The sequence below is a fragment of the Nostoc sp. genome (assembly GCF_036916735.1).
GTDB lineage: Bacteria > Cyanobacteriota > Cyanobacteriia > Cyanobacteriales > Nostocaceae > Nostoc.
Map to the genome: position 1 here is coordinate 71,834 of NZ_JBALFV010000052.1, position 14,660 is coordinate 86,493.

Genomic DNA, 14,660 nt, shown 5'->3' on the forward strand with positions numbered 1-14,660 from the left:
ATTAACTCTAAAAATTTGAGAAAATTTAAGAAGCACTGGATTTTGGCTAATACTCATAATTTCTACTGAACGTAATGGTCAGCAATTCTACTAGCGTCAATTCTATATCTGTAGCCAATATCTCGAAGCTCAACAGTCACTTGCCGATATTCAAGGGCATTGCGGCATCAAAAATCGATTGCATTGGGTAACAGATGTGACATTCAAAGAAAACTTTCCACCACACTGTAATGGCAATGCCCCTGTGAATTGGGCACTATTACACAACTTTTTCATTAAGTAGGTGGACGCTAAAAAATACAACTAGATTAATAAATGTAAATTGCTTAAAAGCTTATATTCAAAGCCTTTATAGTGCTTTACATGAGTTTATATAGTTCAGTTTAATTGAACCTACTTACGATAATCCAAAACTCAGTTTCCAAACTTTTCCTCAAGCACAACGCGCCCTCTCTAACCAACTGCACAAAGTTTTTTCTTTATTTGGACTTACGCACACTCTACAATTCTTGGCGTTCTTGGCGTCTTGGCGGTTTGAAAAATTAAGCTTTTTGGCTAGCGATTTTTGCGTAAGTCCTATTTGTATGAAACCACCCTGCTCTCACATAATTGGGAAAGGGGAGTAAATTCTCTAGTTCCCTTTCTCCCAACATGGGAGAAGGGGTTAGGGGATGAGGGCAATAACTTCTATCTTAAGTTGACACCTATAACATCTGTGCATTCCTACTATTTCAACTTAAATTCATCAAACTTCAATACTTCCGAATCAGGCTTGCGAGTATCAAAACGATAACTACTTATCGTACCTGTCCCCGTATCAAAGATACTAAAAACCGTAATATCATTACTTGCAATATAAGGCATCAGCTTTCCATTTTCACCCAGCAAGGGGGCAATTGTTGGTACTATCGGTTCTAACCCATTAGGATCACCAAGCTTAACATAATCCTCTTGATATCCAATTGGCACTTCTCGCTTTCTATCACCCCAAGCAGCGCCGTAAGTATTGCCCACATTAGATGTTTCTAAAAAGTGCATTCCACTCTGACTAACAAAGCGGTTCCACAAATGGGAATGCCCATAGAATACCAATTGCACATTAGCTGCTTCAAGTATTGGGATAACATAGCGGATAATGTAATCTGCGTCTTTTGGGTACTCATAACGCACTGCTTTGATATTATTATCATCCCGTTCAATTATTTGAACTGGTTCTGTATAAGCAGGAACTATATTATCACCAAGAGTATGGGGCGGATGATGGAACATCACAACTTTGTATTTTGCTTGTTGAAACTCAGGGCTGCTGAGTTCTGCCTCTAGCCAATTATATTGCTTGCTGCCTTTAGCAATTGGCTCATAAATCACCTGTCCATAACCCCAATCTTCAGGATTATTTAAATCCTTTTCTGCTTCTCGATATCTACCCTTATACTTTCCATTTAAACTGGGAGTCCGCCACATATTCGTAATGTACAGTGCTACCAAACGCACATCACCAAAACTAACTGCATAATATCTTTTTCCACCGTCTTTACTTTTTGGTAAAGAGAAAATCTCTTCGTAAGTATTAGTATTAAAAGAATTATCTATTAAAAATTTGTCCCGATAGATTTTTTGAGCAATCGCACGGGGAATTGTATCATCAAATTCATCATTTAAACTTCCAGTTCTGGCAAAGCGTCCCATTACCTCATGATTACCAATGCAAGTAAACATGGGTGCATGTTGAATTATTTGCCCACCAGTGTAAGTTGTTTTAACATCGTCGTGCGTCATGTCATATTTAGCACGACCTTGTAAACCGGGAAATAACGCACCACCACCGTTATCATCAAACCATTCTGAGGCGCGATCGCTAACATTCACCAAATCACCCGCAAACCACACTCCATCAACCCTTCCAACCGTTTCTACCACCTTTTGCAGATTTGCCGCCGTCATCGGCTTTAATTGATGATCTGATGTGAGTAAAATTTTTAGTGGTGTATCCAGTTTTGGAGTAGCTGCGAGGCTAAAAACATCACTGCTAACAGTTTCGCCATCTTCTCGCACACTCGTAATGCGATAGTTTACCCGCAACCCAGGAGTTAACCCAATCACCTCAGCCTCATGTCGCCAAATATCACGCCAGACGGGTTTTTGATAAACTTGACCATCTTGGGTTTGGTTTGCAACTCTTGATTGCTGGTCTTCACGAGTGCGAGTGAGTTTGGTAGTATTTGCCTTAGCAGTTTGTTTAAGATTTTCCCCATAGGCTACTGTATGATTAACACCAGCAAACTCAGTAAACCAAACTACTTGCACTGAGGTTTGAGTTGGCAGTTGCAAAAATGGATCGGTGAGCAATTGGGGTGCTGATGTCATAATTCTTTGCCCAAATGAACGCACACTTAACAGAGTAAAGCATACAACAAGTACAAGCATAGCCACCGAGAAAATTTTACGGCTGCGTAAGCATCTGAGCATGAGTAACATACTAAATTTTTTAGCGAATTCACCGACTGAAGCAATTTTATTATTACTTCCTTTCCGCTACTCGCCCATGAACAATAAGGGTGTTAGGATATCTTTCACCAGCTGAATCTGACTTATGAAATTAGTTTGCTCCCAAAGCGATCTCAGTACAAATCTCTCACTCGTCAGTCGTGCAGTACCTTCACGACCAACTCATCCAGTACTTGCCAATGTGCTGTTACAAGCGGATGCCCAAACTAACCAGGTAAGCTTAACAGCATTTGATCTTAGCTTGGGAATCCGCACCAGCTTTAACGCAGAGGTATGGCAAAGTGGTGCGATCGCACTTCCTGCTAAGTTACTTGTAGACATCACCTCTCGTCTTCCAGAAGGCGAAATCACTCTAGACGATGAATCAGCCCTCACAGGTGCTACATCCGGTGGAGAAGGGTTAATTGTCACACTCACACCTAAGAGTGGACATTATCAAGTCCGAGCAATGGGGCCTAAAGAATTTCCTGAACTACCTGTAATTGAAAATACAGAAGTAATCCATCTCACTACCACCGCATTAATTGAGGGATTACGTGGCTCATTATTTGCTACCAGTGGTGATGAAACCAAGCAAGTACTCACGGGAGTGCATTTAACAGTTAAACAAGATACTCTAGAATTTGCAGCTACCGACGGACATCGCCTAGCAGTGGTAGAAACTAGCAACGAGCGTCCTTTAGGTGGAACCAGTCAATTAGAAGTGACAGTACCAGCTAGAGCATTACGTGAACTACAACGAATGCTAGCTCATAGCGCCTCATCAGATGAACCTGTAGCTTTATATTTTGATCAAGGTCAAGTAGTGTTTGCATGGCAAAATCAACGCTTGACTAGTCGCACATTAGAAGGGCAATATCCTGCTTATCGACAACTAATTCCGCGCCAATTTGAGCGACAAGCAACAATTGAACGGCGACAATTCGTCAGCACTTTGGAACGAATTGCTGTACTAGCCGATCAAAAAAATAATATTGTCAAGCTCAGTATTGACAGCGAAGCCCAAGAAATTACTTTATCTTGTGAAGCTCAAGATGTGGGCAGTGGTAGAGAGTCAATGCCAGCACAAATTTCTGGAGAAAATATTGAGATTGCTTTTAACATTAAATATTTAATGGAAGGTTTGAAAGAGTTACCATCTTCGGAAATTCAAATGCATTTAAATCAAAGCTTAACTCCAGTGATTTTTACCCCATTAGGTAGTTTGAAAATGACCTATTTAGCTATGCCAGTGCAACTTAGAAGTTAAGTTATAGGGCTTTTCGGTTGAATGAGGTACAAAAAGCCCTTTGTCTCGCCTTCCCTGTCACCTTTCTCAATTCTGTCTTTTATAATTTCTACACCCTTTAAATTAAATTGCTAAATTATCTCCTCTACGGAAAATACTACTCTAAAGCCACAAACCCTTAGTCCACCGTCTGACTCATTCCAGCTACGACTAGCGCTGCGACACAGTTCTGCGTTGAAACTCCAAGAACCACCGCGTAGCACTCGGCGATTAATATCACCACCAACTTCCCAAGATGTTCCATCTGAAGGTGCGTCGCTGTAATTGTTGTGCCACGAATCAGCGCACCATTCCCAAACTAGCCCGTGCATATCGTACAATCCAAAGGCGTTGGCGACTTCAAAACTACCGACGTTTGTTGTTTCTTTACGAAATTTGCTTTTTGGTTCGATAGTGCAACTGACTAACTCAGAGGTAATAGTTTCGCCAAAGTGGAAGGATGTTGTAGTTTTAGCCCGACAAGCATATTCCCATTCAGCTTCACTTGGTAAACGATAGTCGCGTCCAGTTTTTTCTGATAGTCTGAGACAGAATTCTACAGCCTCATACCAAGATACATTTTCCACTGGTCTATCTAAACCTTTGAATTTCGACGGATTGGGATTTAAAGCTTGTTTGACTTTGGGTAAAGCTGCTACTACTCTCCACTGTGCTTGAGTTATGGGAAATTTTCCCATAAAAAATGGTTCAACGGTAACTTTATGTCGAGGACGTTCGTCAGCATCTCCTTCACACTCCGGTGAACCCATCATGTAAGTACCGCCAGGAATCGATACCATTTCTAATGTGACAGATTTACCCAATTCTTCAGCAAAGAAGTTTGCATTACAACTCATGCGGTTTACTTCTCTACCACCTGTGTCTACTGTCACTACATCAAATTCAAAAGTTTCTAAGGGGGGTAATGGTACTATTACTTTTTGTGGTGGCGGCGGTAATATGGGTTGAGGCATCGAAACAATTTTGAGGGCAACAGGTTCAATGTTCAATGTTGCAAATTTCAAATCGTTAAGAACTTCTGCTGCTGTTTGATACCTTTCACTTGGTAAATGTTTTAGTAAATTATCTAAAATTTTTCCTAAGTCGTCGCTGATTATAATACCTTTTTCTTGTAACCGTTCGCACCACAACCACTTAGCGTTCATGGCATCATAAATAGGATCATTAATCTGTCCAGAAGCATCTTGCAAAGGCAAACATCTAGTTAAAAGACGCACGCAAGTTACACCCAAAGCATACAAATCACTGCCGTGACAAGCAAATCCAGCCATTTGTTCGGTTGGGGCATAACCAAGGGTATAAATTACTGTTGCTTGTCTTCCTAAACTGGTTTGTGTTACTTGTTTAGCACCGCCAAAGTCAATTAATACAGGTTTTTCATCACTGGCACGGCGGATAATATTGTCTGGTTTGATATCCCGATGAATGACATTATGACTATGAATGAATTCTAGTACTGGCAATAAATCAGCTAAAAGTTTCCAAATTTGTGCTTCACCATAGATTTGTTGCTGAACTTCTTGTAAGAGAGTCTTTCCTTGAATAAATTCTTGTACGAGATACAAGCTAGCACCTTGTTCAAAGTAAGCTAGTAATCTGGGAATTTGGGTATGATTTTCTCCCAGTTCATACAACCGAAAAGCCTCTTCTTTAAAAAATTCTGCTGCTTTGGTGCGTTGTCCTGTTCCCTGAAATTGTGGGAAAAATTGCTTGATGACGCAAGGCGCGTTTAATCTGTCTACATCTTCTGTAGCATAGGTTCTGCTAAATCCACCTTCACCTAAAAGTCTCAAGACACGGTAACGGTTTCTTAGAAGTTTGCCAAAGTTGCTTTGTCCGCAACTCACGCAAAATCTATTGCTATCAGAGTTGAATGGATTTGAGCAATTGGGATTTTGGCAGATTTGCATAATGAGGGGGAAATAGCATCTTCTCCAAAGTTAGCCCCAATGTTATCTAATTGAAAACAGTTATGTAGAGAAGCGAACACGGAAGTTTATTTATGTGTTTAAACTTCCTTACGAATGAATATTATATATTTGTTAATATTGAGATATTTATAAATGTTAGTAAATATGAATACATAAATATAACGATTGTAGAGATGTTAAATTGCAACGTCTCTTTTAATATAGCTTTTATTCACCATTCAAAAAAGTTCATGGAGAACCAACTCATCCATAATTTTTATTGTCAATTGCCAGTCTAGTTTTTAGCTTTTATTCTCTCCAGAAATGCGAATTAATTCAGCTACAAGAGCAGCGATCGCAGATACTGTAATTAACATTACACTTAATGCGTTAATATCAGGCTTGACTCCGGTTCTAATTCGGCTAAAAATTTCCATTGGTAGGGTGTTATAACCGCTACCAGCAGTAAAACTGGCAATAAGAAAGTCATCTAAGCTGAGAACAAAAGCCAGAAGACAACCAGCTATAATACCAGGCATTAATTGAGGTAATAATACTTTGATAAAAGCTTGCGTTGGTGTAGCGCCTAAATCTAATGCTGCTTCTTCTAAGTGAGGATCTAAATTGGTAAGTCGTGAAGCAACCACAAGCCCGACGTAGGCGAGACAAAATACGATATGGGCTGCAACTATCGTCCACAAACTCAAAGGGATTGCAAAGGCTGCTAGACATACTAGGGTTGCCACTGCGATCGCAATATCGGGAATAATTAACGGTAGGTAAGCAACACCTTGATATAATTTTTTACCAGGAAATTCGTAACGCGCCAACCCAACCGCCATCAAGGTTCCCAGTACTGCTGAAATTCCCACTGCACAACCACCAACTATTAAACTATTTTGCAAAGCTGATAAGATGCGATCGTCACCGAACAACTTGCTATACCAATCGAGAGTGAATCCTTGCCAACCTGCACTGTAAGGTGACTGATTGAAACTATAAAAGCTAAGTACCAGTATGGGCAGGTACATGAACACAAACATCAGCAGTGAGAAAACCGCCTGCCATGAGACACGCGGTTTTTTGAAGGATGGAGAGATATTCACGTTTATATTTGATTTTTTTAGATAGCAATACAAATTATCATACTTAATGTAATAAGTCAATACTTTAATACGTCACGGTAACTGCTGTCCCCCACCATACATAAAAAGTTGGTGGGGGACAGGAGTTGCTTTATGCAGGTGAACCCCTCTGAGCAACTGCTACACTGAGACTGCTCTAGGACTGGGGACACTTCTCTTCTCTACGAGAGGCTGCGCCAACGAGACGCTTTGCGTAGCTTGCTTCCTCAAAGGGGTACGACAAGCGGTAGTTGAGCGCAGTCGAAACTCAGTGCATCGCTGGGTACTTGGTACTGGGAAAAAGTTTTTGAAAATTTGCTGGTGGGTAATGAGCAACCACCATAATTTTCGACTTGATACCCAATCCCTTCTTGTCTTCCTTCTGCCTCTGTTTAAAGCTTAGATAGAATTAATCATAGAAAACTCCACCCATTCAATGGAATTGAGTTTTTGGAAATGGGCAATGGGGCATGAGGAAGAAGTTACCAATGCCTGATGCCCAATTTCCAATACTTCGGTTTACCTAGGCTCCGGTTCCATCGAGCGAAGTCGAGATGCTCGGCACAAGTCGCGGTTCCTGAGCGTAGTCGTTGGCGCAGCCTCTCGTAGAGAAGGGCAGTACAAGTGCCCAATGCCCTAAGCGAATGTATCCTTTGGTGGCTACAGCTTATCCTTTAAAGTAAGGAAAGTTGCTCAAAAATTGATTATGCAGTTGATTCTTTAAATAACATTTTAAAATCAAGTACTTGAGAGGCAATAGCAGAGTATTTCCGCTTATTATCACTATTTAACTTAAATTTTGACGATTATAGAAAACCTATATTTAAAATTGCGCCAAATCACTAACAATGAATGATATTAAATATGTTTACCTCTTTAGTAGAGGTAAATTTATATACAAAGATAGACAAAAAATATAGAAGCAAGAGCATAAGATGCGATAGCAGAAGATTTTGAAATAAGTCTTAAGAAGCTTGTTATCTGATGCAAATCCAATCAATTACAAGCATTACAACAACAGAAAAGAAAGAAAACTTTTAATTTAAGTTTAATTTTTTAGGAGGTTTATTATGCGAATAGCTCAAGTAGCCCCACTGTGGGAGAGGGTTCCACCTCCAGCTTATGGTGGTATAGAGTTAGTAGTCGGGTTACTGACCGATGAATTAGTTCGACGCGGACACGAAGTAACTTTATTTGCATCAGGAGATTCTATCAGTCTGGCAAAACTAGTGTCAGTTCATCCCCGTGCCCTTAGACTTGATCACACAATTAAAGATTACAGCGTTTACGAAATGCTGAATCTAGCTTCAGTGTATGAACAAGCAGAAGAGTTTGATATTATTCACTCCCATATCGGGTATGGGGCGCTGTCCTTTGCGAATCTTGTCACAACCCCTACGGTTCATACGTTGCACGGTACTTTTTCCCCTGATAACGAAAAGATATTTAGTTTTGGTAAAAAACAACCCTATGTTAGTATTTCCGATTCACAACGAGAACCAAGGTTAGGGTTGAACTGTATAGCAACGGTTTACAACGGAATTGATGTCAGCAGTTATAATTTTCACGCCCAACCAGAAGATCCGCCCTACTTAGCGTTTTTGGGTCGCATGTCTCCTGAGAAGGGAGCGCACTTAGCAATAGAAATTGCAAAACTTGCTGGTTGGCACTTGAAAATGGCGGGTAAGGTAGATGTCGTTGATGTGGAATACTTTGAGAAGGAAATTAAACCACACATTGACGGGAAGCAAATTGAGTATTTAGGTGAAGCTAACCATACTCAAAAAAATGCCCTTATGGGAGGTGCAGTCGCAACTCTATTCCCCATCACTTGGCGAGAACCCTTTGGATTGGTGATGGTGGAGTCAATGGCTTCAGGTACACCAGTGATTGCGATGAAATTGGGTTCTACTGAGGAGGTAATTTCCCACGGCAAGACGGGTTTCCTCTGCAATGATATTCAAGAATGCATCAGTGCCATTAATCGGGTAATAGAATTAGACCGCTATGCCTGTCGCCAGTATGTCGAAGATCGTTTCAGCATGAAGCAGATGACTGATGGCTATGAGGCGGTTTATCAACAAATAATAGCAAAACGATTTTCTCAGAATGGGCGATCGCGCAGTTTAATTAGTTTAGCTAGCGATCGTACTTAAATATCGCATATTTTTAACTAATGTTTTTAACTAAGTAGGGAGGCGCAGGTGTGCGACCCTACCAAATTACGCGACCGCTCCATTTTTCTACAGTTCTAGCACTCAATCCTGGAACTCTTTCTAAGTCTTGTAAAGATGTAAATTTTTGCTGGTGACGGCTAATAATTATTCGTTGTGCTAACTTCTTACCCACACCAGGGAGAGTTGTTAATTCTTCTATACTTGCAGTGTTAATATTTATTTGTTTAACTGCTTGTAGTTCACTTGATGAAAAACTTTTTATCTGTGGACACCGTGTTTGTTCTACTTTAATCTTTTCTTGAATTCCTGGTGGTAAGCCGGGTTTAAGTTTGGCATAAAGACGAGCAAATTCTCGCACGTAATGGGCAGCAACTATAGGACTTTGAATCACTACAAGCGTCTCATCGTTACCATTATTGGCAGCATCTGACCAATTATGAGAACCTGTAATTACTGTTTGATTATCAATAACACCAAATTTGTGATGTAATAAATCGCCTTTGGGTAATACAGGTACGCCTACGGTTGTAATTGGATATTGCCAAGGATGGTTATCAAGTTCATATTTACATTTGTTACTAAGAGCAACCCCCATCATATCCAATGCTTCGCTATAGGGACGATAGGCAAATTGTGGTTCAATTAAAGCGCGAATTTGCACACTTTGTTGATGGCGTTTTTCTAAAATATTAGCAAGACGCTGATCGGAAAAGACAAATAATGCCATATCAACAGATTTGGTTGCGGAATCTAAAGTTTTGCCAATTAAACCATTACTACTGTTACTCCAGGATTGAGTTGGGGAAGTAGGCGAAAATTGCACAGTAATTTGGGTGTTACCTAAAGTTATTTGTTGAGGTAAACGCATCGGTTTTTGCAAACCAAATTTACTATCTGGTTTACCTCCTGGGCCATCTCCCCACATAATGTTAAACTCTTCTGTAAATAAAGATGCTAATTCTGGGCTGTCAATTTGCAATAAGTTATTGGCATTGCCTAAACTGCTAGAATTTGTAAAATCACCATAAGTATCACTTAAAGTAAAATTGGCTGAAGTTATAATTACAATGCGATTATCCACAATCACAAATTTATGATGCATCAAGCTGCTACCTGCTGAACCATCTGCTCGATCGTCTATCCAGGGAATTTTGGCATTTTGCAAAATTATTAAGGCATCTCTTTGATTGATTTCTGCTGGACTAAGTTGATTATCTTGGTTAATATCGATAAATTTGCGAAATTCGTTGTAACGTTCCTGCTCCCTTTTATCTAACTTACCTACTTCAGCAGATGTTAAGCTACTCCAAGGTCGGCTATAAATATTTTCTAAAATTATCCTGACTCTTACCCCAGCTTTTTGTCTATCAACCAATGCTTGGGCAACTTTGGGTAAACGTAATTCTTGCACCGCCACATCTACTGTAGATTTAGCTTGGGTAATGGCATTGACAATCTGTTTTTCTAAATCATCCCCAAGGCGAGTTTGCTGACGGTAAGGTTCTTTGTATTCTGAAGACTCAGAATGGTTAAAGTAAACTTTAACTAACGGATCTTGTGGTAAAGGTTGTAGACGCTGATTGAAAGACTGGACTCGTTGACAAGCCGCAAGGGTAAATATCAGTAAAAAGATATATAAAAAATATCTTCGTCTAGAGATAAGTTGCACTGTAATCTGTTAAAAGTGAATTGGAAATGGACATATTTATCATTCCCAAAATTTTGTCTTCTGAATTAGGTAGAAAAATAACTTTCCAAGTAAAGGGAAAAATCCACTGCTAGAAGTAGCATTACAGAGATTTTTCAGAATTTGTCCACTAAAACTGTATATGCTGACAAGATCAGCAGTCTTACTACTAACGTGTGTTCTCACCATTATCGGTTATATGCAAATTTATCTAGATTACAGCGCCACTACTCCCACTCGAAAAGAAGCGATCGCAGTTATGCAAACAGTCCTCACCCAAGAGTGGGGCAATCCTTCCAGCTTACATGAGTGGGGGCAAAGGGCAGCAACGGTTGTGGAACAAGCCAGAGTCCAAGTTGCTGGATTAATCAACGCTGTCGATCCAGCATCAATCATCTTTACATCTGGTGGTACCGAAGCAAATAATCTGGCGATTATGGGTGTGGCTCGGTTGTATGCTGTTCCTCAACATATAATTATCTCTAGCGTGGAGCATTCAGCAATTTCTGAAACAGTAAGATTGCTAGAAATCTGGGGTTGGGAAGTTACGCGCCTATCTGTAGATGTTAAAGGCAGAGTCAACCCCTTGGATTTAAAGGCGGCGTTGCGACATAATACAGTTTTGGTTTCTATAATTTTCGGTCAAAGTGAAGTTGGGACTGTGCAACCAATTGAGGAACTGGGTAAAATTGTCCGCTCGCATGGTGCTTTGTTCCATACAGATGCGGTGCAAGCTGCGGGACGCTTACCTATAGATGTGCAACAACTTTCCGTAGACTTACTTAGCCTTTCGAGTCATAAAATATATGGGCCGCAAGGTGTAGGGGCGCTATATCTGCGTCCTGGTGTAGAATTGATACCCTTACTGGGTGGTGGTGGACAAGAAATGGGACTGCGTTCTGGTACGCAAGCAGTACCGATAATAGCGGGATTTGGTGTAGCAGCAGAATTAGCAGCCGAAGAATTAGCTACAGAAACACCACGGTTAATTGAGTTACGCGATCGCGCCTTTGCCCAATTAATTGAGATTCCTGGTTTAATTGCTACAGGGGATGGCTGCGATCGTTTACCTCACCATATCAGTATGTGCTTAGAATACGCCGACGGGGAAAAACTTAGCGGTAAAACCTTGGTACGACAGCTAAACCTTGCTGGCATCGGCATCAGTGCTGGTGCTGCCTGTCATAGTGGTAAACTTAGCCCTAGTCCGATATTGTTAGCGATGGGTTATTCCGAAAAAGCTGCTTTGGGCGGAATTCGCATCACATTGGGGCGTGATACTACTGAAGCTGATATAGATTGGACGGTAATGGCATTGAAACAAGTTTTGCAAAGGCTGACACCGGATTTATCTTTAGTTTAGATACAGTTTTTATGTGCTTTCTATACTGATTGGGAGCCTTTTTGCTTTTTAAGCTTGAGCCACAATCCCATAAAACCAGCAATTAGTATTCCTCCCAGGTTGAAAGGTTCGGGAACAGTGGTAAAAGTGAAGTTGTCAAGAGCGAACTCATCATTGCTTCTGTCTCTATTCCCGTCAATAATTATAGATTGGATATCAAAAGCGTCACTTTGAAAACCGAAAAATTGTAACCTTTCAGAGTTACTAACTAAAAAATTCTGGACAAAATTTTCTCCAGATGAAAATTTAATTGTTAAGTTAAAATCATTTCCCATAAAGTTGTTTGTATCAAATCCAAATGCTGAAACATTCTTATCAAAATTAACGGTTAGTGTTCTGTTGAAATTGCTACTGGTAAAGCCATCAAGAAATCCGCCAGTATACCCACCACCAGCATCTATATTAAAGAATAAACCAGTTCCTTGTGGTGTTGAATATGTAGCCCCAGGCTTAATATCTCCAGGGTGGATAGGAGAGCCATTCTTGACGACAAGATTGGTTTGTGAATTGAGGATTCCAGTGATTATTGGATAGTGAATGTAATTAGTAAAATCTTCTATAATCAGAGGTGTAGCACCAATACTAGTGTTAAAATCATTTCGATTAGTAAATGGCGTAATTGAGGCAGATTCAGCTATCGATGCTGAACCACACACTGATAAGAGCGCTCCTACAAATGCTATGCATCTTGGATAGATATCAGTAATAGTCAAATTTTTACTTATTAAATTCATGTTCAATCTTATCGTTGTGAAGTGAAATTAAAAAAATAATCCAAAGTATTTTAACTTAATACTCATAAATAAATCAAGCAAATATTTATTCCCATTTTGAATCACTCTAATTGCACTACCGTACTATTGACAATGACCATCTTTACACTTTCGTAAACGTTACATTCCTTAGCAGAACCAGGCGATCGCAGCACTCTATGTCACTGCTGCCGCAAAGCATCATCCCAAATTTTGAGCGTGTCTGCGATGCGCTCGCGCAAATGGCAACCTTAAACTTTCCTGATAGCGGTATTTTAGATGCTCTGATTGCTTAAGTTGCTGTCACTACTGTTGAAAGGGTTAAATAAATCTTTTCCCAAAAAGTAATATTTTGAGTCATAAAGGAGTTCAAGCATGACTTATTTTGATTACTTTTGAGGGTTTTTTTGAATGAATAAATTCATCATTGGAATTGGGATGTTTATTGGCTCTACGATTGGTAGTTACATCCCTGCATTGTGGGGTGGAAGTGTGCTATCATTCACCTCGATTGTCTTCAGCGTCATTGGTGGTCTTGTAGGGATTTGGCTTGGATATCGCGTATCAAAATATCTAGGTTTTATTTGATTGGCGCGTCGCTAAAAGCCTTAAAGGAGTCTTTTATCAACAGGCAATATTTTAAGTGTGTCTTTTATGCGATCGCACTTCTTCAATAAATGGGCAACCAGTCTGGGAATCTTAACTGAGCCTTTATATTCTGAAGTTGATTGTCATCGTCTGCCTACTCAATAAGAGCTAATACTGGAACAATGGGAGTAATGCTAAACCCACATAACAAACTATGAGTGAACTTCCCAATACTCTTGAAGATGCGATCGCTCAATCTCGTGTAGCCGTCCAAGCTGCCCTTGCAGATGGCTGTACTCGCATACAAGTTGAGTTCCTGTTCCCAGAACTCAAGTTTATGCCGGTGGCGGAACAATTTCTGCCACTGTTTACAGAATATGATTCTCGTTTGAAGATTTTCTTTGCTGACGCTGGGGCTGCGGCTTTAGCCCGACGCGACTGGGCTGATGCACCATTTCAAATTTTGGATATTGGTACGGGAAGGGCTGCTTCTTTGCAAACAAAAATTCAGCCAGAGGATGAAATTTTCTTATTCATCGCCCCCACTTCTGTAGAAGTACCACAGTTGGAAAAGTTATGTGAAGTAATAGGCGATCGCCCTTTAGTCTTGTTAAATCCCCGTCTTGAAGATTCTGGAACTGTGGGTATTGGTTACACAGCTAGAAAAATCCGCGATCGCTTTCTCAGTACCATTGAATCTGCCTATTACCTCCGCCCTGTAGACAATGAAAGTGCCCTATGTCGCTGCTACCCAGGACAGTGGGAAGTTTGGCTGGAAATCGGCGGTGAATATCAAAGAATTGCCGAATTACCCACAAAACCATCGGGTGATGAGTTGGATCTCATCCTTTTAAAAGGACAACCGCAAACAACAACAGATACGACACCTGCAAGAAAGCCGAGTGTGTTTAAGAGTTTGCAACGGTTTTTAAAGGCGTTGAGTAGTTAGAAGAAAACAGGGGTAGCAGAGGTAGGTTTTATTATCTGCTGCCTCCTTTGCTCTACATCAGATAGACAAAGACTTTGTAAATCGAAGCAAGTACTAACTGTTCTTAATTCTAAAGTTATAAACGGATAGCGGTAACTTGAGCGGTATTTCTGGGGATTTATTCACTAGCTAATATCTTATCTAATTCTTTAGGTGACATCACTGGAATCAAAGCATCTACAAAACCAGACACATCACGAGTTATAACTGCATCTACTCCATGCGCTATTCCACAG

General features: G+C 40.3%; 10 protein-coding genes. 5 read left to right on the forward strand and 5 right to left on the reverse strand.

What is annotated here, in order from left to right:
- Positions 1–726: 726 nt before the first annotated feature.
- The gene (locus V7L20_RS12915) at positions 727–2,367 is read right to left on the reverse strand and encodes a metallophosphoesterase (protein WP_334744461.1); all 1,641 of its coding nucleotides are present in this window, start codon (positions 2,365–2,367) and stop codon (positions 727–729) included.
- A gap of 226 nt (positions 2,368–2,593) precedes the next feature.
- Here V7L20_RS12915 and dnaN point away from each other — a divergent pair, with 226 nt between their 5' ends.
- On the forward strand, positions 2,594–3,757 hold the full coding sequence (dnaN, locus tag V7L20_RS12920; RefSeq protein WP_334744462.1) for a DNA polymerase III subunit beta: 1,164 nt from the start codon (positions 2,594–2,596) through the stop codon (positions 3,755–3,757).
- Between the two features lie 110 nt (positions 3,758–3,867).
- Here the strand turns inward: dnaN and V7L20_RS12925 are convergent, their stop codons facing one another.
- Positions 3,868–5,706 (reverse strand): bifunctional serine/threonine-protein kinase/formylglycine-generating enzyme family protein, encoded by a 1,839-nt coding sequence (locus V7L20_RS12925; protein ID WP_334744463.1) that lies wholly within the window; start codon positions 5,704–5,706, stop codon positions 3,868–3,870.
- 302 nt (positions 5,707–6,008) lie between these two features.
- Positions 6,009–6,812, reverse strand: coding sequence for an ABC transporter permease (locus V7L20_RS12930; protein WP_334744464.1), 804 nt, complete (start codon positions 6,810–6,812; stop codon positions 6,009–6,011).
- A gap of 1,088 nt (positions 6,813–7,900) precedes the next feature.
- Between V7L20_RS12930 and V7L20_RS12935 the strand changes: the two genes are divergently transcribed.
- On the forward strand, positions 7,901–8,986 hold the full coding sequence (locus V7L20_RS12935; protein WP_334744465.1) for a glycosyltransferase family 4 protein: 1,086 nt from the start codon (positions 7,901–7,903) through the stop codon (positions 8,984–8,986).
- Positions 8,987–9,044: 58 nt separating this feature from the next.
- On the opposite strand, the gene V7L20_RS12940 is transcribed toward V7L20_RS12935, so the two are convergent.
- Entirely contained in the window at positions 9,045–10,676 is a 1,632-nt protein-coding gene (locus tag V7L20_RS12940) for a DUF655 domain-containing protein (protein WP_334744466.1), read from the reverse strand.
- Positions 10,677–10,893: 217 nt separating this feature from the next.
- Between V7L20_RS12940 and V7L20_RS12945 the strand changes: the two genes are divergently transcribed.
- Complete coding sequence (locus tag V7L20_RS12945) at positions 10,894–12,057, forward strand: cysteine desulfurase family protein (RefSeq protein ID WP_334744494.1); 1,164 nt, start codon at positions 10,894–10,896, stop codon at positions 12,055–12,057.
- A 20-nt stretch (positions 12,058–12,077) separates the two neighbouring features.
- On the opposite strand, the gene V7L20_RS12950 is transcribed toward V7L20_RS12945, so the two are convergent.
- Positions 12,078–12,830, reverse strand: a complete 753-nt coding sequence (locus tag V7L20_RS12950; RefSeq protein WP_334744467.1) for a hypothetical protein — start codon at positions 12,828–12,830, stop codon at positions 12,078–12,080.
- Between the two features lie 429 nt (positions 12,831–13,259).
- On the opposite strand from V7L20_RS12950, the gene V7L20_RS12955 reads away from it, so the two are divergent.
- A complete protein-coding gene (locus V7L20_RS12955; protein ID WP_334744468.1) occupies positions 13,260–13,436 on the forward strand; it encodes a hypothetical protein in 177 nt (58 codons plus the stop codon).
- A 214-nt stretch (positions 13,437–13,650) separates the two neighbouring features.
- Positions 13,651–14,385: a DUF1995 family protein gene (locus V7L20_RS12960; RefSeq protein WP_334744469.1), complete on the forward strand. Its 735-nt coding sequence runs from the start codon at positions 13,651–13,653 to the stop codon at positions 14,383–14,385.
- The last annotated feature ends 275 nt before the right edge of the window (positions 14,386–14,660 follow it).